The following is a 19,595-nucleotide window of genomic DNA, read 5'->3' as shown; positions in this document are numbered from 1 at the left end:
GGCCAAGTTGTGAGTTCGGTACACCTCGTCGGGCTGGACGAGATCACCGCTGAGCGGGGGTCATGAGCCCGGGGCAGGAGTCGAGGTCGCCGACCCCTGAGCCGTGACGGTGATCGTCGGCGACTGACCCGATTCAACGGATGCACCGCAGAAGATCGTGTACGAGACGGTGTGATCGCCGGCCGTGGTGAAGGTGATGGTGCCCTGCGACCCTTGCGTGGGACCGGTGGGCGCCGGCTTGCCGTCGATGTAGAACTGGCGTCCGGTGAGCGACTGTCCGGACGGGCATTGCGCAGTGCCGAAGTTGAACGTCGCCGGCTGGTTGACGATGGCGGGCTTCGTCACCTGTGTGACGGTATCGGTCGGGGCCGACGGCGGCGTCATCGGACCGTACACGCTCAGCGTGATGGTCTGGGTGAACGCGACGTTCCCCGTCGGGTTCACGCCGTTGACAACGTCCACCTTGTCCTGGCTCGTGGCCGGACTCGTCTCATCCTTCTGGATGTTGTTCTGGCTGAACCCGAGCGCGACGAGCGCAGCGACGGCCTGGTCGTACGTCTTGCCCTTGTAGTCGTTGGCGTTGATGACAGCCGAGGTGGGCTTCGTTGCAGTCTGCGTCGCCGTTGTCTTCGGGGTGGTCGGCGGGGCCGAATGCGTGGTGTTCGTCGCCACCGGTGTCGGATGGTTCTGTGTCAGGAACGCGATCAACATGGCGATGAGGATGATGGCGAGGAGCGCGATCAGCGCGATGAGCGGCCACGTCCACGGGCTGCGCTTCTTCTTCTCGCCCTCTTCCTCTTCGGTCGTGGTCTCTTCTTCGCCGTCTGCCGCAGACAGAACAGTCGTCGCCTCGGTGGCACCCGCCGCCGCACCCGGCATGAGGAGCGTGTTGAAGCGTGTGGTGTCCGTTCCCTCGCCGAGCACGGCGGGAACGGCGGCTGCTGCCGCCTGGATGTCGCCCCGACGCAGCGCCGTCGCCGCACGCGCGAGGTGAGCCGCGGAGGCAGGGCGTTCCGCCGGGTTCTTCGCGATGCACGCGTACACCAGGTTGCGCACCGGCTCGCTGACGGTGACCGGGAGCGGCGGAGGCTGCTCGTTGATCTGCGCCATGGCGATGGCCACCTGCGATTCGCCCGTGAACGGACGACGGCCCGCGAGGCACTCGTACGCGACGATGCCGAGCGAGTAGATGTCCGTGGTAGGCGATGCGGGATGTCCGGATGCCTGCTCGGGTGACAGGTACTGCACGGTGCCCATGACCTGTCCGGTGGCCGTCAGCGGCACCTGGTCCGCGATGCGGGCGATGCCGAAGTCCGTGATCTTGACACGGCCGTCCGGGGTGATCAGCAGGTTGCCCGGCTTGATGTCGCGGTGCACCAGTCCGGCGGCGTGCGCGGCGTGCAGGGCGGCGGCCGTCTGCGCGACGATGTCGAGCACCTTGTCAGTGGAGAGCGTGTGCTCGCGCTCGAGGATGGTGGACAGCGCCTCGCCCGGCACGAGCTCCATCACGAGGAAGGCGCTGCCGTCTTCCTCGCCGTAGTCGAAGACATTCGCGATGCCCTCGTGGTTCACCAGTGCGGCGTGACGCGCCTCGGAGCGGAACCGCTCGAGGAAGGTCGGATCGCCGAGGTACTCGTCCTTGAGGATCTTGATGGCGACCTGGCGTCCGATGACGAGGTCCGTGGCCTGCCACACCTCGCCCATGCCGCCGACTGCGATCCGCGACTGGAGTTCATAACGTCCACCGAACGTGAGCCCTGTCGTGGGTCTCATTTGCCAAGCACCGCCTCTAGTACCTTCTTAGCGATCGGAGCAGCGACGGAGTTTCCGTTCCCACTCTGACCTAGTCCGCCGCCATCGTCGACCACGACCGCAATGGCGAACTGAGGATCATTCGCTGGAGCGAATCCGGTGAACCACAGCGTGTACGGGTCATCACTGCCGTTTTGCGCGGTCCCGGTCTTTCCGCCGACCTTGACCCCGTCTATTCTTGCATTGCTCGCGACGCCTTCTGAGACGTCCCTGACCATGGTCGCGGCGATCTGATCCGCCGTCTTCTTGCTGGTCGCACGTCCGAAGGCCGTTGGCTTGAACGAGTCCCTCGCCTGCAGGTCGGGCGTGAGCACGGACTCGACGAGATTCGGGCGCATCACCTCACCCCCTGTGCAGATTGCCGCGGAGTTCATGGCGATCTGCAGCGCAGTGGCTTTGTCGTCCTTCTGTCCGAATCCGCTCATGGCGACCGCATCGAGCGAGTCGTAGCCCGGATACTCGCTGGGTGACGTGCGCATCGGCACGTTGAAGCTCTGATTGAAGCCGTACTTCTCCGCCTGCGCTTTGATGGCATCCGATCCCAGCTTCATCGCCAGCTCGGCGTAGGGGATGTTGCACGACAGGATGAGCGCCGTCTCCAGTGAGACGGTGTCGCCCGAGCCGCAGGTCGTGTGCGAATCGTTATAGATCGTGGTGTTCGTGCCGGGGAGCGTCAGGCTGGACGGGTTGGGCATCTGCGACTCGAGCGTGTAGTTCCCGCTCTCCAGAGCAGCCGACAGGACGACCGGCTTGAACGTGGATCCCGGCGGATTCAGCTCGTTGATCGCCTTGTTGATCAGGGGCGATCCGGCGGCGTCGAGGAGCTGCTGATACGTGGCATCCACCTGGTTGACGTCGTGCACCGCCAGGGTGTTGGGATCGAAAGAAGGCTTCGACACCAGGGCGAGGATGCGTCCGGTCTTCGGCTGCAGCAGCGCCACAGCGCCCTTCTGATCGCCGAGCGCGTCGTAGGCCGCCTGCTGCGCGACGGGGTCGATCGTGAGCTCGACCGAGTTGCCCTGCGGATGCTTGCCGGTGAACAGGTTCTGCAGCTGAGAGAGGAAGTCGTCGTTCGACGTACCGCTCAGCTCGCTGTTCATGGCGCCCTCGATGCCGGTCGGGGCGCCGCTGATGGGGAAGAATCCGGTGACCGACGAGTACAGCGGGCCCTGCGGGTACTGCCGCTGGTACTTGTAGGAGTCGTTGCTGGGGACGGACTCGGCGACGGGCTGGCCCGCCACGAGGATGGAACCTCGCTGCACCTGGTAGCTGTCGTAGAGGGTGCGGGAGTTGCGGGCATCCGCGTTCAAGACGTCGGCGGCTGCGACCTGGATGACAGATGTCGACACGAACAGCGCGAGGAACATGCACAGCACGACGATGCTGACCCGCTTGATCTCTCTGTTCACCTACACCACCAGCCTCGGTTGGTTGCGGACGGTGTCGGACAGTCGCAGCAGCAGCGCGGCGATCACCCAGTTCGCGACGAGTGACGAGCCGCCGGCAGCGAGGAACGGAGTGGTGAGTCCGGTCAGCGGGATGACACGCGTGATGCCGCCGATGACGATGAAGACCTGCAGCGCGACGGTGAAGGCGAGGCCCACGCTGAGGAGCTTGCCGAAGTCGTCCTGGCCGCCGAAGCCCACCCGGAAGCCGCGCGAGACGAAGAGCAGATAGAGACACAGGATGGCGAAAATGCCGATCAGGCCCAGTTCTTCGCCGAGGCTGGCGATGATGTAGTCACTCTCCGCGAGGGGCGTGACGGTGGGACGTCCCTGTCCGAGGCCCGTGCCGAGCAGACCGCCGTGGGCGAGCCCGAAGAGGCCCTGCACGAGCTGGAAGCTGCCACCTGTCGCGTTGTAGACGTGGTCGTTGAAGGGATTCAGCCAGTTCTGGAAGCGACCCTGCACGTAGTCCAGAACGCGGCTGGCGATGTACGCGCCGCCGATGAACAGCACCAGACCGATGACGACCCATCCGATGCGCGCCGTCGCGACGTAGATCATCACGAGGAACAGGCCGAAGTAGAGGAGACCGGTTCCGAGGTCGTGCTGGAAGACGATCACGGCCATCGAGATGATCCAGAGCACGATGATCGGTCCCAGATCCCTCAGCCGCGGGAAGCGGATGCCGATGAACTTCTTGCCCACCATGGAGAGCGAATCCCTGGCCTGCACCAGGTATCCGGCGAAGAAGACGGCGAGGGCGATCTTGGCCAGCTCGCCGGGCTGGAAGCTGAACGGTCCGATGCCGATCCAGACGCGGGCGCCGTTCACCTCGCGTCCGATCACCGGGAGCATCGGCAGGATCAGGAGCACGAGCGCGCTGAGGCCGAACACGTAGGTGTAGCGCTGCAGCACGCGGTGGTTGCGGATCACGACGATGACGGCGATGGCGCAGAGGACCGCGATGGCCGTCCACACGATCTGGCGGACGGCCGCGGATTCCCATCCGGTGTCGTGCCGTGCGATGTCAATGCGGTAGATCTCGGCGATGCCGATGCCGTTGAGAACGGTGGCGATGGGGAGGACGAAGGGGTCGGCATCCGGTGCGAGGTAGCGCATCACGATGTGCATGGCGACGACGAGCGCCGAGAGGCCGACACCCAGGTAGATCAGGGTGAAATCGAGGTGCCCGAGCGCGCCGAGCTCGACCAGGATGACGGCGATCGCGTTGATGGCGCACGCGAAGATCAGCAGGCCGAGCTCGAGGTTCCGCAGCTTCTTGGGCAGGCGGATGCGCCGCACCGGTGCCGTCGCGGGGCCGGAGCGGTCGGGGGACGCCGTCGCGCTAACCGGAGCTGTCATCGGAGAGCTGGTTCACGATGCGTTTGGCGTCGTCGAGCGACGAGGCGTTGATGGTGTCCTGTACCTGCTGTTGCTCGTAGTCGCTCAGGCTGCTGACGGAGACATCCGTCTTCTTGTACACGTGCGAGAGCGAGATCGGACCGAGGTTCTGCTGCACGCCCTGGAAGATCGCGACCTTGCCGGCCGATTCTCCGACGAAATATCGCGACTGCGTCCACTCGTAGCCGACCACGACGGCGAGGACGATGGCGATGAGAAGGAGGATGCCGCTGAGCAGCCAGGTGAGCTTGCGTCGACGGGCGCGCCGCTGGTCCTCTTCGATGAGCTCGTCGAGGTAGTCGTCGGTCTGCGGCTCGAAGTGGGTGGGACCGGTGGCCGGTCGGGACGGATGCAGTCGCAGCGCCGGAAGCCGGAGCGCCCTCGTGTGCGCTGACGGCTCCTGCTCGAACAGCACGGGGGCTGCTGCGGATCCGACGGTGACGGGCTCGCGGATGCCGTCCGCGGTCGCGCGGTCGATGTCCACGATCACGACGGTGACGTTGTCGGGAGCTCCGGCGTCAAGGCTCGCGCGGACCAGTCGCTCGGCGGCAGCCGTCGGCGACTCCACGTTCGCCAGGATCGCCGCGATGAGCTCCTGCTTGATGACGCCGCTGAGGCCGTCGGAGCAGATCAGCCAACGGTCGCCGGGATTCGTGTCCGCGGTCCAGGTGTCGATCTCCGGAGACGAGTCCACGTCGCCGAGCACGCGCATCAGCACCGAGCGGCGAGGATGCGTGAGCGCCTCTTCCTCGGTGATGCGTCCCGTGTCGACGAGCCGTTGCACGAACGTGTGGTCCGTCGTGACCTGCTTCAGCTCGCCTCGGCGCATCAGGTAGATGCGCGAGTCGCCGATGTGCGCGAAGGCGATCCTGCCGTCCACGCGGATGAGTGCGCTGACGGTGGTGCCCATTCCGGTGAGCTCCGGATGCTCGAACACCGTCTCGGCGAGCAGTCCGTTGGCCGCCAGCAGCGCGGACTGCAGCGCGATCTGCGCCTCCTCCGCCGTCGGATACGCGTGGTCGATCTCCTTGATGCGGTTGGTCGCGATCGCGGAGGCCACGTCACCGCCCGCGTGCCCGCCCATGCCGTCGGCGACGAGGAACAGCGAGGCGCCGGCATATCCGGAGTCCTGGTTGTTCGAGCGCACCTTCCCGACATGGGACAGCGCTGCGGCAGTGAGGGAGGTCACCATGGGCTACCGCCGCAGCTCGAAGGTCGTCGTGCCGATCTTGATGGGAGCGTCGAGCGGTACTTGCGTGGGGACTGTGACACGTTGCCCGTCGAGGAACGTGCCGTTGGTGGAATCGAGGTCCTGGATCATCCACTCGTTGTTCCACAGCATGAGCCGGGCGTGATGAGTGGACGTGTAGTCGTCGCGGATGACGAGACCGGACTCGCCTGAGCGGCCGATCGTGATGGGCTCGTTGCCCAGCTCGACCTCCGTGCCGCGCCGCGGTCCTGACGTGATGACGAGCTTGTTGGCCGTGAGAACCGTTGCCATCGGGCGGTTCGGGAAGGCGCCGGTGGGCTCGCCTGGTCTGGGACGGTATCCGGTCGCAGGTCCGGACTGCCTGTCGATGGGGCCGGTGGTCGGTCGCGCGAGGCCCGCGAGGGGATGGTCTCCTGCGGCGCCAGCAGCGGCGCCGGTCGCGGCGCCCGTTGCCGCGGATGCCCCCATCGCTGAAGCGGAGCCGGGAGGCGCGGACGGGACATTCGCGAAGGGGCCGGGCGTGGCATCCGACTGCAATTTGCGCACGCGCTGGCCGAAGAGATCGCTGCGCAGCGCATAGACGATGGCGAAGACGAACAGCCACAGCAGCAGGAGGAACCCGATGCGCAGCACGAGGAGTGTGAGCGTGCTGACCGTCATCGGTCCCAGAATCCGTCGATGTCGTGACGCCGGGTGACGTCGTCGGGCTCTGGCGTACGCGGAGAACGAGCGGATGCCTGGGGCAGCACGCGGAACACGATACGGGTGCGGCCGATGGTGACGACGGAATCCGGTTCGAGAATGGCCTTCTTCACGGGACGTCCGTTGAGCTGCGAGCCGTTCGTGGAGCCGAGATCGCGCACCTGAGCGTGCGAGCCGTCCCACGAGATCTCGATGTGCTTGCGGGACGTGCCGCTGTCGTCGACCGTGATGTCCGCCTCGCGGCCCCGGCCGACGACCGTGCGGGAGTGAGTCAGCGGGTAGCGCTTGCCGTCGATGTCGAGCACGGGCACCCACGAGACCTCGCCGCGGATGTTCTGCGACTCGACCTGCATGATGCCCGTCGACAGCGAATCGTCGGGGTGCATCGTGATCTGGATGCCGCCGGCGAACTGGTAGTGCTGCTTGCGCGCGTGCTGCTGCACGAAGTCGGTCAGCTCGTCGGTGAGCGCGGGACCCATGGCGTGCATCCGCTTGTAATCGCTGGGTGCGAGCAGCAGGGTGAAGTCGTTCGGGGCGAGGATGCGATCGCGGGTGACGACTGCGGCCTTCGTGTCGAGTTCGCGCCGAAGTGCGCTGGTCAGTTCGACCGGTTGCAGGCCGGACCGGAAGGTCTTCGCGAACGCGCCATTGACGGCGCGTTCGAGGCCCTTCTCGAAACTGTCCAGAATGCCCACAGGTCTCCCGATCTGCCCGACGACTAGATGCATGTTAGCCGTACCCAGTGTGAAGCGGCCTCGATCGCGACGGGAGGCTTCGGTGCGTCATCCGCCATCGGGGCGCCGTGAATACGGCGTTCTGCACCGGCCTGTCCACCGTGTACGTTCACGGATGATCCGGGCGCGTCGCGGGGCCGTCGGCAGCGCCGATGAGCTGGGTGAGCGCCGCGGGCATCCCGCGGTCGAATGACACGGTCGAGGGCAAAGACAGCCGGCAGCGGAGAGGGGATGCCGCGAAATGGCATCCCCGCCGATCGCATGCTAATCTCGCTGGGTTGGCACGCACGCGTGTCGGCGAATCAGCGCGAGTGGCGGAATAGGCAGACGCGCACGGTTCAGGTCCGTGTGCCCGTGAGGGCGTGGGGGTTCAACTCCCCCCTCGCGCACAAAGGAGAATGACCCCGGGATCTCCCGGGGTCATTCTCCTTTTGCCCTTGAGGGTTGCTGAGAACCGGCCCGGGTGGGCCCCGCGGCCGGAGGGTCCGCGCGCTGCGTAGCAGCGTGTGGAGGGGCCGCAGGGACTACTCCCCCTTCGCGGGACCGAAGCATCGCCTCGGTCCCGAACCGAGCCGCGCGAAGCGCGCTCCTCATCTGCTGCTCCTCACAGACCGGTTCCTGCCCACCGTGCCCCTTCGCCGCACGCGGACGCGCGTCATCCGTCGTGTAGACAGGACCGTCTGGATGCACGCGAGGGGCGCGGGATGGCTCACGGTCGCGCGATGACGATCCCCGCGCTCGCCGGCTGTGGGGCGTCCATCGCGACGAGAGCGTCGATGGCGCCGTCGAGGTCCGTGGTCGATCCGACGAGTCGCGACGGATCCAGTCGCCCGTCGGCGATGAGCTCCAACATCTCCGGGTAGTCGCGGGCGCTCATGCCGTGGGACCCTGCGACGGTCAGCTCCCAGGCGATGACGCGATCCCAGGCCAGCGGTGCGTTCGTGTTGTCGCCGAGCATGAGGCCGACCTGCACGTGCACGCCACGCCTCCGCAGGGAGCGCACGGCGGATGCGGCGGTGCCGGCCGATCCCAGCGCGTCGATCGACGCGTGTGCACCGCCACCCGTCGCCTTGATGACGGCGCGTTCGAGCGCTGCGTCGTCGGATCCGGAGCGGACGGCGTGGGTCGCGCCGAGCTCGCTCGCCCGCTCGAGTGCGGCATCCGATACGTCGACGGCCGTGACGTGTGCCCCGAGCGCGGACGCGATCATGATCGCGGAGAGCCCGACGCCGCCGCATCCGAAGACGGCGACCTCGTCGCCGGGCGCCACGCGAGCGTGGGCCGTGATCGCACGGAACGCCGTGGCGAAGCGGCAGCCCAGCGCTGCGGCGGCGTCGAACGGGACGACATCCGGAAGCCTGACCAGGTTCGTGTCGGCGGCGGTCACCACGACGTATTCGGCGAAAGATCCGTCGCGGGTGAAGCCGGGCTGGGTCTGATCGGGGCAGACCTGGGCGTCGCCGCGCACGCACCATTCGCAACTGCCGCAGCCGTTGACGAACGGCGCCGTGACGCGCTCGCCGGGCGCGAAGCGCGTCACCGCGGCACCGACAGCGCTGACCACGCCGGCGAACTCGTGGCCCGGGACGATCGGCAGGGGCACGGGATCGTGTCCGCGCCACGCGTGCCAATCGGATCGACAGACGCCGGTGGCCTCAACCCGCACGACGGCGCCGTCGGGAGGACAGGAGGGAACAGGGACCTCGGCGATCCGCGGTCGCGTCCCGATCTCGTCGTAGACGACCGCCCGCATCGTGTCTGCCACCAGCCCATTCTCGCTGTGCTGGTCGCTACGGTGGACGCACCAGGACATCGACGAGGGGCGGCACGACGATCCATGGACGCACTGACGACGACGGCGCTCATCGCCGCCACCGTGACCACCGGGCTGCTTGCCGGGGTCTTCCAGCTCTACACGTTCGCGATCATGCCGGGCCTGCGGCGTGTGGATGACAACACGTTCGTCACGGCATTCGCGGCGCTCGATCGGGCCATCGTCAACCCGTGGTTCCTGCTCGTGATCTTCTTCGGGGCGCCGGTGCTGACCGCGCTGGCCGCGATCGCTGGATGGGGCGGTCCGGGTTTCGGGTGGATGGTCGCCGCCTTCGCCGCGACGGTCGTGTGCATCGTGATCACAATGGCGGTGCACCTTCCGGCGAACAACGCGCTCAAGGCGGAAGCGGGGGATCCGCTGCAGGACGCCGGTGCCATCCGCCGCCGTTTCAGGGAAGCCAGATGGGCTGCGTGGAATCTCGTGCGGTCTGTGCTGAGCACAGGCGCCGCGGTCGGGCTGGCGGTCGGGCTGACGCAATGAGCATCCGTCGGTACACCGTCGGAGTTGTCGTGACGCTCGCAAGTGTCTGGAGCCTGTGACGCCCCTGTCGCCGCGCCCGCGACTCAGGGACTCAATCGGGTCGGCCCCACGAGCGAGCTCGTGCGTCCAACCCTCAATCACCTTTAGGCTCGGAGCCGACGTCGCCGCAGCGGCGGGAACGGGAGCGAAGGTGCGCGCGTTCGTGATCACCGCGCCTGGGCAGGCGGAGGTCGCCGATGTGCCGGAGCCGGTGGCGGCATCCGGTGAGGTCGTGGTGGACGTGCGGCGGGCCGGCGTCTGCGGCACGGACATGGAGTTCTACACCGGCCACATGGCGTATCTGCACGATGGGAACGCGCGGTATCCGGTGCGCATCGGCCATGAGTGGATGGGCGTCGTCACCGAGCTCGGACCCGGCGTGGATGCCTCGTGGCTCGGCCGTCGGGTGACCGGCGACACCATGCTCGGCTGCGGGCACTGCCGGCTGTGCCGCAGCGGACGACAGCACGTGTGCGCGGACCGCGAGGAGGTGGGCATCAGGCGCGGACGCGCCGGCGCCCTCGCCGAGCGGATCGCGGTGCCCGCCAGGTCGCTGCACGGGCTGCCGGCATCCGTGGACGACGTGCTCGGCGCGCTGGTGGAGCCGGCGGGCAACGGCCTGCGTGCGGCTCGCGCGGCGGGATCCGCCGAGCGCGTGCTTGTGGTCGGTCCCGGCACGATCGGGCTTCTGGCCGCGATGTTCGCGCGCGCCTCGGGGAGCGAGGTGCATCTCGTGGGGGTGACGCAGGCATCCGTCCACTACGCACGTTCGCTGGGGTTCGCGGCATGGCTCGGCTGGAATGCCGTGCCCGACCTGCCCTTCGACGCCGTGATCGACGCCGCGACGGATGCCGGCACCCCGGCTCGCGCGGCCGACCTCGTGCAACCGGGCGGTCGCGTGGTGCTCATCGGCATCGCGTCGGAGCCGAGCCTCGTCGACACACGCACCCTGCTGCTGAAGGATGCGACAGCGACGGGGATCCTCAGTGCGTCACCGGGATTGGATGCTGCGATCGCCGGATTCGCGTCGGGTGCCGTGGATGCGCGTCCACTCGTCGCCGCGACGATAAGCCTCGATCATGTGGCCGAGGTGCTCAGCGGACAGCGTCCGATGGACGCCGGGCCTGGCCCGAAGGTCCACGTCGACCCGCGCCTGTGACCTCGCCCAGACGGAGCTGACGGGTAATCGCTGACCGACTAGCGGCCGTGTGGGCTGGTTTCGACAGGCTCGACCGGCGGTGATCGAGTCAGCGCTCCTTGAGACGCTCCGTGAGGTAGGCGTCGAGTGCCTCGAGCGGGATGCGCTCTTGACCCATCGTGTCGCGGTCGCGCACGGTCACAGCGTTGTCGTCGAGGGAGTCGAAGTCGACGGTGACGCAGAACGGCGTGCCGATCTCGTCTTGCCGGCGATAGCGGCGGCCGATCGCGCCCGAATCGTCGAAGTCGACATTGCGGTGCTTGCGGAGGTCGTCGGCGAGGGAGCGTGCCAGAGGCGAGAGCTTCTCGTTGCGTGACAACGGCAGGACGGCGACCTTGACCGGCGACAGGCGCGGGTCGAGCTTCAGCACGGTGCGGGTGTCGGTGCCGCCCTTCGCGTTCGGCACCTCTTCCTGGTGGTAGGCGTCGACGAGGAACGCCATCATCGACCGGGTGAGACCGAACGACGGCTCGATCACGTACGGCAGGTAGCGCTCGTTCGTCGCCTGGTCGAAGAATGCGAGGTTCTGGCCGGAGGCGTCCGTGTGGTTCTTCAGGTCGAAGTCGGTGCGGTTGGCGACACCCATGAGCTCGCCCCAGCCCTTGCCGGCGAAGCCGAACTCGTACTCGATGTCGATGGTGCCGTCCGAGTAGTGCGCGCGCTCGGACTCCGGAACGTCGAACTTGCGCATGTGCGACGGATCGATGCCGAGGTCGACGAACCAGTTCCACGAGGCATCCACCCAGTGGTCGAACCATTCCTTCGCCTCCGCCGGCGGCACGAAGTATTCGATCTCCATCTGCTCGAACTCGCGCGTACGGAAGATGAAGTTTCCCGGCGTGATCTCGTTGCGGAACGCCTTGCCGACCTGGCCGATGCCGAACGGCGGCTTCATGCGCGCCGCCTGTACCACGTTGGCGAAGTTCACGAAGATGCCCTGCGCCGTCTCGGGGCGCAAATAGTTCAGTCCGGAGTCGTCCTTCACCGGTCCGAGGAACGTCTCGAGCATCATGTTGAAGTCGCGCGGAGGCGTCCACTGACCGCGGGTGCCGCAGTTCGGGCAGGCGATGTCGCCCATGCCGTTCTCCGGCGCGCGACCCTTCTTCTCCTCGAAGGCCTCGATGAGGTGGTCCTCGCGGAAGCGCTTGTGGCAGTGCAGACACTCCACCAGCGGGTCGGTGAACACCCCGACGTGACCGGATGCCACCCACACCTGCTTCGGCAGAATGACCGCCGAGTCCAGGCCGACCATGTCGGCGCGGCCGCGCACGAACGTCTGCCACCACTGGCGACGGATGTTCTCCTTCAGCTCCGTGCCTAGGGGGCCGTAGTCCCATGCGGACCGCGACCCGCCGTAGATCTCGCCCGACTGGAAGACGAACCCGCGGTGGCGGGCGAGGGCGATGACGGCATCGAGCGCTGTCTGGTCGGGCATGGGTGCATCCCCTTTCGAGGAACTGGTGGATGGGAGCACGTGACTGTCTAGTTTAGTGATCCTCAGGTGAGGGCTTTCCCCGTCGTTCCGGGCGAGCAGTCGAACGGTTCGGGGAAGCGGATGCACGCATCCGGTTCACGTTCGCGGCCGACGGCGGCAGAGTGGACCTCATGGCGGAGAAGACGGGCGAACCCCGATCCCGGCGCATCGTGATCGCGGGCGCGTCGGGCATGATCGGAACGGCGCTGGCGACACGGTTGCAGGCATCGGGCGACGAGGTCGTCTCGCTCGTGCGCAGGCCGGAGCGCGCGGCGGGCGAGGTGCGCTGGGATCCGGCGGAGGGCATCCTCGACCCTGCGGTGGTGAGCGGAGCGGATGCTGTCGTGAGCCTCTCGGGAGCACCCACCGCGCGGCTTCCGTGGACGCGTGCATATAAAGAGGTCGTGATGCAGTCGCGGCTCGACGTGACGCGCACGATCGTGGATGCCATCCACGCAGCGAAGCGACCACCAGCAGTCTTCGTGAGCGGATCGGCCGTCGGCTTCTACGGTGATCGGGGCGACGAAGACCTCACGGAGTCGTCGCCGAGGGGGACCGCCTTCCTTTCCGCGGTCGTGAAGGCATGGGAGGAGGAGGCCGCGAGGGCCTCTGACGCCACGCGGGTCGCGTTCGTGCGCACAGGACTGGTCGTCGGACGCGGAGGCGCGATGAAGGCGCTCGGATTCGTGGCCAGGGCCGGACTGGCCGGGCCGATCGGATCCGGTCGCCAGTGGTGGCCGTGGATCAGCCTCCGCGATGAGGTGGCTGCGATCGACCACCTCATCGGATCCCGGATCGCGGGACCGGTCGACTTCGCCGGGCCGACTCCGGCGACCGAGGCGGAGTTCATGCGCACGCTCGCACGCCTCGTCCACCGGCCGTACGGGATGCCGGCACCCGCTATCGCCCTGCGGCTCGTGCTCCGGGACGCGGCCGACGAGCTGCTGCTGGGGAGCCAGCGCATGCTGCCGGTCGCGTTGCTGGACGACGGCTTCGAGTTCCAGGACCGCACCGTGGAGTCGGCGCTCATCGAGTACCTGCGCGAGGAAGGACGCTGAGATGCCGAGCGACGACGCGGAACACGTGCACTGCGAGGACGCGGCGACCTGGCGCGACTGGTTGCTGCGCAACCACGATTCGTCCGCCGGAGTCTGGCTGGTGTCCTGGCGACGTGTGACCGGGCGCCCGGCGATGACCTACGACGAGTCGATCACGGAGGCCGTGGCCTTCGGCTGGGTGGACAGCCAGGCGAAGACGATCGACGAGGAGCGCTCCGCGCTCCGGTTCGGTCCGCGAAGGCCGGGGTCGCCGTGGGCGGGAACGAACAAGGTCAGGGTCGCGCGACTCGAGGCGGACGGCAGGATGACCGATGCCGGTCGCCGTGTCATCGAGACCGCGAAGGCCGACGGCAGCTGGAACCTGCTCGACGACGCCGAGGCGCTCGTCGTCCCGGATGATCTCTCGGCGGCGCTCGCGGCGGCAGGCGCCACTGACGCGTGGTTCGCGCAGACTCCGAGCGTGCAGAAGGCCTCGCTGACGAAGCTCGCGCTCGCGAAGCGGGCGGAGACGCGCGCGAAGTACGTGGTGCAGATCGCCGCAGCCCTGCAGTCGCGCTGAGCTCAGCCGAGCCCGACCGTTGGTGCGAGGGTGGAGATCCACGCCTGCTGTGTCGGGCATCCGCTCAGGATTCGTGCCAGCGCATCGTGCTCGGCCTGCGTCACCCACAGGTGATAGGCGGCCTTCACGGAGACCTGCTTCGCGGCGTACGTGCACCAGTACGAGCGGTTCGGGGGAAGCCAGGTGGCGGCATCCCCATCGCCCTTCGCGCTGTTCGTCGGGCCGTCGACCGCGAGAAGCTCGAGCGGATCGTTGGCGAGCGTCTCGCGTTGCTGCTGCGTGAGCTGCTGCGCGCCGGTCTCCCAGGCATCCGACAGCGGAACGAGATGGTCGATCTGCACGAGCAGCGACGTCTGCACTCCGCGCTGGAAGTCGATCGTCTTGCCCGTGTACGGATCGTTCAGCACTCCCGTCTCCACGGTGCACGATCCCTTCTTCGCGACCTGCTGCAGGTCGCGGGACAGTATGTCGTCGCGGGTGTCGCAGTGGTTGCCGTCGATGTCCTTCCACGCCGCGCCGAAGTCACCGACGCGGTCGTAGCCGGTGTGTGGCGCACGTCCCTTGACCGGGACGGTGTCGAGCGCGGCCAAGGCCGTGCCTGCGGCGGCAGGTGCGACGGTCGACGTCGCGACGGACGTCGGTGAATCGGGACCGTCCAGCGATCCGTCCGAGAGAGCGGATGCCACGCCCGAGCACGCCGCGAGCATCAGGGTGACCGCGGCGACGGCGGCCAGGGCGATGGTTCCGCGAGCCGCGTGAAGGCGGCGGCGAACGGGAGCAGTGGGCATGCGGATCTTCCGGGTCGTGGCGTCGTCGGGCCGGCGCTCGTGATGAGGGTAGCGACATCCGCGGACACTCAGACCGAGGCGATCCGGACAGCGCACGGCGCCGGCGGGGCCATCGCCATCCGCCGAACGCCGGCGTCTCGCCCGGTCGCGGGCGGGCGCCGCAGGACCGGGAAAACGTGCTGTGAGACTACGCCGCTGCGGTCGCCGGGTAAAGAGGAATGCTCGACTACTCGGTGGGCGCCGCCCACGTGGCCGTGCGGCTAGGACGGTGATCCGGATCGAGCAGCGCGAGGGGCAGAACACTCCGCGGTCGCTTCCAGAGGAGCGTGAGCCCGAGCGTGAGGAAGGCGCCGATCGTCGCCGCGATGATGTCTCCCATGGTGTCGGTGTTGCCGTTCTGCGCGTGCGTGCCGATCAGGTGGTCGCTGGTGAACTCGCAGATCTCCCAGGCGGCGGCGAACGCCATCGGTGTGAGGATCCCGATGGTCAGCGAGAACCAGCGCGGCAGTGCGATGCCCGTATGCTCCTCGACGCGTCGCACAGCGACCCACCCGACCCACGCGAGCATGATGCCGGAGTCGAGGTGCACGACCTTGTCCCAGTGCGGAATGTACCCGTAGACGCCGAGCGCACTGCCGGCGAACGGCCCGCCCGTCAGGAAGATCAGGAAGTGGAGCTGCAGCGCCCGCGGCAGAACCGTGCGAAATACGAGCTGAGCTATCGCCGGCACCCAGAGCGCCGGCACCATCAGCACGGCCACGATCATGTTGGTCGAGAGGCCGAACAGCGAGAACGCGACGGCGAGCACGATGAAGCCGAGCTGGAACGGCAGTGCGAGGAGAGCGGATGCCCGCGCCGCCTGCAGCACGTCGACCTGGCGTCCTGTTCGACGTGGTCCATCGGGTGCGGCGGCCTCCGAGCTCTCCATCTCGCCACTCTGCGCTCCTCGCACCCGGAAGGTGCCGAGGCGCGACGGAGTCACCCGATAGGGGCCAGGGCGGAACCGACTCCCTCCCGCGATGCTCTCGGCCGACGACGGCGACACGCCCTAGCCTGACGAGCATGTCGACCCATATCCTCGCCATCGACCAGGGGACAACGAGCACCCGCGCGATCGTGTTCGACCACGCGGGCAGCGTCGTCTCCGTCGGCCAGCTGGAGCACAGGCAGATCTTCCCCAAGGCGGGCTGGGTAGAGCACGACCCGATGGAGATCTGGCGCAACGTGCGCGAGGTCATCGGCATCGCGCTCGCCAAGGCGAACCTGACCAGGCACGATCTGGCCGGCGTCGGCATCACGAACCAGCGCGAGACGACGGTGGTCTGGGACAGGGCGACGGGCAAGCCCGTCTACAACGCGATCGTCTGGCAGGACACCCGCACCCAGACGATCGTGGACCGGTTGGCCGCAGAGGGTGGGCTGGATCGCTTCTCCCAGGAGGTCGGGCTTCCGTTGGCCACCTACTTCGCCGGCACCAAGATCGCGTGGATCCTGGAGAACGTCGACGGAGCACGCGAGCGCGCGGAGCGCGGTGAGCTGCTCTTCGGCACGACCGACACCTGGGTGCTCTGGAATCTCACCGGCGGCAGGCACGGAGGCGTACACGCCACGGATGTGACCAACGCATCCCGCACGCTCTTCATGGATCTGACGACGCTGGACTGGCGTGACGATATCCTCGACGCCTTCGGGGTGCCGCGGTCGATGCTGCCGCAGATCCGTTCCTCGAGCGAGGTGTACGGCGAGGCGGAGACGCACAGCCTGCTCCGGGAGGCGCCGATCGCGGGCATCCTGGGCGACCAGCAGGCGGCCACCTTCGGCCAGGCGGCGTTCGACGTCGGTGAGTCGAAGAACACCTATGGAACGGGCAACTTCCTCATCGTCGGCACCGGCGAGGAGATTGTGCACAGCAGGAACGGGCTCATCACGACGCTCGCGTACCGGCTCGGCGACGAGGCGCCGCGGTACGCCCTGGAGGGATCCATCGCCGTCACCGGCTCGCTCGTGCAGTGGCTGCGCGACAATCTGGGCATCATCTCGGACGCGAAGCAGGTGGAGAAGCTCGCCGCCTCCGTCGACGACAACGGCGGTGCCTACATCGTTCCGGCGTTCTCGGGTCTGTTCGCCCCCTACTGGCGACCGGATGCCCGCGGCGCGATCGTCGGCCTCACCCGTTTCGTGAACAAGGCGCACCTCGCACGTGCGGCGTTGGAGTCCACCGCGTACCAGACCCGAGACGTGCTCGAGGCCGTCGAACAGGACACCGGGAAGGCGCTCACGGAGCTCAAGGTCGACGGTGGGATGACGGCCAACGAGCTGCTCATGCAGTTCCAGGCGGATCTGCTCGGCATCCCCGTCGTGCGTCCGACAGTCGCCGAGACGACCGCGCTCGGCGCAGCCTATGCCGCCGGACTCGCGGTCGGCTTCTGGCGGGACCGCGACGAGCTGCGGACCAATTGGCAGGAGGGCAAGCGGTGGGTGCCGACATCCGATCGCCAGCCCGTGGAGAAGCTGTACAAGACCTGGAAGAAGGCCGTGACAAAAACGTTCGATTGGGCGGAGTAGCGGGGGTCGGCGCACCTGTCGGTCGGACCGCGTTCACACGTCGCACACACCGCGCAGGTATCATCGCTCCACCCGACCGCCCCGATGAAGAAGTGATCGTCCTGATACGCGTACTCAGTTACAACCTCCGCAAGAACCGAGCGACGGGCGAGCTCATCGACCTCGCTGCCGCCACCTCGGTCGACGTGATGTGCCTTCAGGAAGCGGACACCACGGTGCTGCCGGAGGAGGTCGGAACACTCCGTCTCGCCGACTCCACCAAGCGCAACCGGCTCGGCCTCGCCGTCTATTACCGAGCCGACCGATTCCACCTGCGCGAGACCGACACCTTCGAGCTGAAGAAGTCGCTGCACGACCGCGTGCTGGCTCCGGCTCACGAGCGGCTCGTCGGAACTCTGCTTCAGGATGCCGCCACCGGCCACGAGGTCGTCGTCGCGTCGTTCCACGCGGCACCGCTCACCGCGCTGAACTCGTTGCGCCGCACGCAGATCCATGCCGCGCACGCCGAGTTGCTGCGGCTCGGACACGGGGCGCCCACGCTCATGATCGGCGACTACAACTACCCGTTCTTCACCCAGTCGCTCGGTGAGAAGGTCAAGGCCGCCGGGTACGACATGTCTCTCAGCGACCGCAAGACGTACACGCGCTACAAGTTCTTCAAAGGACACTTCGACTTCGTGACCTCTGCCGGGCTCGATGTGCACACGGTCGAGACTCTGCGCAGGGGCGACTCCGATCACCTGCCGATCGTGGTCTCGGCCGACTACGGCACTCTCGCCAAGGCGAGCTAGCGACGGTCCGCTCCGATCCGGCAGATTGAGCCGTTCGGCTCTCACCGCGCCCCCACCTGGACCAGCGGTCGTGCGGCCGGGCTGGTTTCCACGAGCTCAACCAGCGGCACATGAGCCCAGACAACGGAGCCCCGATCCGGCAGAGCTGACGCTCGACCGGTATACGCGGCTGACTACGATCGAAGGGTGACCGCCCTCACCGAACTGTCCTCTGCCGAGCTCCGCGAACTGCACGCGCAGCTCACCGCTGACTACGCCGCGCTCGTCGAGCGCGGGCTGTCTCTCGACATCACGCGCGGCAAGCCGTCCGCCGAACAGCTCGACCTGTCGAACGCCCTGCTGATGCTCCCGGGCGAGGGGAACTACCGTGACGCGGGCGGAGCGGATCTTCGCAACTACGGCAACCCGCAGGGCCTCCCCGAACTGCGCGCCATCTTCAGCGACGTGCTGCGCGTGCCGGTGCCCCAGCTCCTCGCCCTCGGCAGCTCGAGCCTGACGATCATGCACGACGTCGTCGTGCATGCGCTGCTGCACGGACTCCCGGAAAGCGAGCGGCCGTGGGCCCGCGAGGAGACCGTGTCGTTCCTGTGCCCGGTGCCAGGGTACGACCGTCACTTCGCGATCACCGAGCACCTCGGCATCCGCATGATCCCGGTGGCGATGACGGATGACGGACCCGATGTCGCGGAAGTCGAGCGTCTGCTCGCTGAGGACCCGACGATCCGTGGCATCTGGTGCGTCCCCGTGCACTCCAACCCGACGGGTGCCGTCTACACCGAAGAGGTGGCGCGCGCTCTGGTGTCGCTGCCCGCGGCATCCGACTTCCGCATCTTCTGGGACAACGCCTACGCCGTGCACCACCTCACCGACGACGTGCCCGAGCCCATCGACATCCTGTCGCTGGCGGCGGAGGCCCGAAACCCGGACCGCGTGTTCGTGTTCGCGTCCACCTCGAAGGTGACGTTCGCGGGCGCAGGCGTCGCGTTCTTCGGGTCATCACCAGAGAACGTCTCCTGGTACCTCAGCCATGCGGCCGTGCAGTCGATCGGACCGGACAAGCTGAACCAGCTGCGCCACGTGCAGTTCCTGAAGGACGAGGCCGGGGTGCGCGAGCACATGCTTCGCCACCGTGCACTGATCGAGCCCAAGTTCGCGGCGGTGAGCGAGGTGTTCGAGCGTCGGCTCTCGCCGTACGGAGCCGGTACCTGGACCACCCCGACGGGGGGTTACTTCGTGAGCCTCGACGTGCATGACGGATGCGCCGAGCGAGCCGTCGCGCTCGCCGCGCAGGCGGGCATTGCGGTGACACCTGCCGGGTCGACGTATCCGTACCACCGCGACCCGAAGGACGCGAACATCCGGATCGCGCCGACCATGCCGTCACTCGCGGAGCTGGTGGAGGCGCTCGAGGGGATGTGCACGGCGATCCTGCTCACCGAGGTGGAGCGCCTGCTCGACACGACGGCGTAGGACCGGCCGATCGAACTCGCCGAGTGAACCGAACG

General features: G+C 67.6%; 17 protein-coding genes and 1 tRNA gene. 8 read left to right on the top strand and 10 right to left on the bottom strand.

From position 1 onward, the window contains the following. Positions 1–60: 60 nt before the first annotated feature. Genes ACX9R5_RS02840 through ACX9R5_RS02815 form a run of 6 tightly spaced genes read right to left on the bottom strand, consistent with a single transcriptional unit; the run spans position 61 to position 7,265 of the window. Positions 61–1,773 (bottom strand): serine/threonine-protein kinase, encoded by a 1,713-nt coding sequence (locus ACX9R5_RS02840; protein WP_459407494.1) that lies wholly within the window; start codon positions 1,771–1,773, stop codon positions 61–63. Further along, positions 1,770–3,221, bottom strand: a complete 1,452-nt coding sequence (locus ACX9R5_RS02835) for a peptidoglycan D,D-transpeptidase FtsI family protein (RefSeq protein ID WP_459407493.1) — start codon at positions 3,219–3,221, stop codon at positions 1,770–1,772. Before ACX9R5_RS02835 ends, ACX9R5_RS02840 begins: the two co-directional genes overlap by 4 nt. After that, on the bottom strand, positions 3,222–4,619 hold the full coding sequence (locus ACX9R5_RS02830; protein ID WP_459407492.1) for an FtsW/RodA/SpoVE family cell cycle protein: 1,398 nt from the start codon (positions 4,617–4,619) through the stop codon (positions 3,222–3,224). Beyond that, entirely contained in the window at positions 4,603–5,850 is a 1,248-nt protein-coding gene (locus ACX9R5_RS02825; protein WP_459407491.1) for a PP2C family protein-serine/threonine phosphatase, read from the bottom strand. The genes ACX9R5_RS02830 and ACX9R5_RS02825 overlap by 17 nt, the downstream gene beginning before the upstream one ends. 3 nt (positions 5,851–5,853) lie before the next feature. Further along, positions 5,854–6,528: an FHA domain-containing protein FhaB/FipA gene (locus ACX9R5_RS02820; protein WP_459407490.1), complete on the bottom strand. Its 675-nt coding sequence runs from the start codon at positions 6,526–6,528 to the stop codon at positions 5,854–5,856. Then, positions 6,525–7,265, bottom strand: coding sequence for an FhaA domain-containing protein (locus ACX9R5_RS02815; protein ID WP_459407489.1), 741 nt, complete (start codon positions 7,263–7,265; stop codon positions 6,525–6,527). The genes ACX9R5_RS02820 and ACX9R5_RS02815 overlap by 4 nt, the downstream gene beginning before the upstream one ends. A gap of 344 nt (positions 7,266–7,609) precedes the next feature. Here ACX9R5_RS02815 and ACX9R5_RS02810 point away from each other — a divergent pair. Then, a tRNA-Leu gene (locus tag ACX9R5_RS02810) sits at positions 7,610–7,693 on the top strand. Positions 7,694–8,013: 320 nt separating this feature from the next. Here the strand turns inward: ACX9R5_RS02810 and ACX9R5_RS02805 are convergent. After that, positions 8,014–9,057, bottom strand: coding sequence for a zinc-dependent alcohol dehydrogenase family protein (locus tag ACX9R5_RS02805; protein ID WP_459409020.1), 1,044 nt, complete (start codon positions 9,055–9,057; stop codon positions 8,014–8,016). Between the two features lie 84 nt (positions 9,058–9,141). On the opposite strand from ACX9R5_RS02805, the gene ACX9R5_RS02800 reads away from it, so the two are divergent. After that, on the top strand, positions 9,142–9,618 hold the full coding sequence (locus ACX9R5_RS02800) for an anthrone oxygenase family protein (protein WP_459407488.1): 477 nt from the start codon (positions 9,142–9,144) through the stop codon (positions 9,616–9,618). A gap of 202 nt (positions 9,619–9,820) precedes the next feature. Beyond that, a complete protein-coding gene (locus ACX9R5_RS02795; RefSeq protein WP_459407487.1) occupies positions 9,821–10,816 on the top strand; it encodes a zinc-dependent alcohol dehydrogenase in 996 nt (331 codons plus the stop codon). A gap of 88 nt (positions 10,817–10,904) precedes the next feature. Here ACX9R5_RS02795 and ACX9R5_RS02790 read toward each other — a convergent pair whose 3' ends face one another. Next, complete coding sequence (locus ACX9R5_RS02790; RefSeq protein WP_459407486.1) at positions 10,905–12,290, bottom strand: glycine--tRNA ligase; 1,386 nt, start codon at positions 12,288–12,290, stop codon at positions 10,905–10,907. Positions 12,291–12,460: 170 nt separating this feature from the next. Here ACX9R5_RS02790 and ACX9R5_RS02785 point away from each other — a divergent pair, with 170 nt between their 5' ends. Together ACX9R5_RS02785 and ACX9R5_RS02780 are read left to right on the top strand one after the other, a co-directional pair. Next, positions 12,461–13,387, top strand: coding sequence for a TIGR01777 family oxidoreductase (locus tag ACX9R5_RS02785; RefSeq protein ID WP_459407485.1), 927 nt, complete (start codon positions 12,461–12,463; stop codon positions 13,385–13,387). A gap of 1 nt (position 13,388) precedes the next feature. Beyond that, positions 13,389–13,946: a YdeI/OmpD-associated family protein gene (locus ACX9R5_RS02780; protein WP_459407484.1), complete on the top strand. Its 558-nt coding sequence runs from the start codon at positions 13,389–13,391 to the stop codon at positions 13,944–13,946. Positions 13,947–13,948: 2 nt separating this feature from the next. Here the strand turns inward: ACX9R5_RS02780 and ACX9R5_RS02775 are convergent, their stop codons facing one another. Together ACX9R5_RS02775 and ACX9R5_RS02770 are read right to left on the bottom strand one after the other, a co-directional pair. Beyond that, positions 13,949–14,734 carry an HNH endonuclease family protein gene (locus ACX9R5_RS02775; protein ID WP_459407483.1) on the bottom strand — a complete coding sequence of 262 codons (786 nt, stop codon included), beginning with the start codon at positions 14,732–14,734 and terminating at the stop codon, positions 13,949–13,951. A gap of 226 nt (positions 14,735–14,960) precedes the next feature. Further along, positions 14,961–15,662, bottom strand: a complete 702-nt coding sequence (locus ACX9R5_RS02770; protein ID WP_459407482.1) for a hypothetical protein — start codon at positions 15,660–15,662, stop codon at positions 14,961–14,963. A gap of 134 nt (positions 15,663–15,796) precedes the next feature. Here ACX9R5_RS02770 and glpK point away from each other — a divergent pair, with 134 nt between their 5' ends. From glpK to ACX9R5_RS02755, 3 genes are all read left to right on the top strand, one after another. Further along, positions 15,797–17,299 carry a glycerol kinase GlpK gene (gene glpK, locus ACX9R5_RS02765; RefSeq protein ID WP_459407481.1) on the top strand — a complete coding sequence of 501 codons (1,503 nt, stop codon included), beginning with the start codon at positions 15,797–15,799 and terminating at the stop codon, positions 17,297–17,299. Positions 17,300–17,403: 104 nt separating this feature from the next. After that, positions 17,404–18,090, top strand: a complete 687-nt coding sequence (locus ACX9R5_RS02760) for an endonuclease/exonuclease/phosphatase family protein (RefSeq protein ID WP_459409019.1) — start codon at positions 17,404–17,406, stop codon at positions 18,088–18,090. Between the two features lie 186 nt (positions 18,091–18,276). Continuing rightward, positions 18,277–19,560, top strand: coding sequence for an aminotransferase class I/II-fold pyridoxal phosphate-dependent enzyme (locus tag ACX9R5_RS02755; RefSeq protein WP_459407480.1), 1,284 nt, complete (start codon positions 18,277–18,279; stop codon positions 19,558–19,560). The last annotated feature ends 35 nt before the right edge of the window (positions 19,561–19,595 follow it).

This window comes from Rathayibacter sp. CAU 1779 (assembly GCF_054551755.1).
The sequence above is the reverse complement of the archived record's forward strand: the minus strand, read 5'-3'. Positions and strand labels throughout refer to the sequence as shown.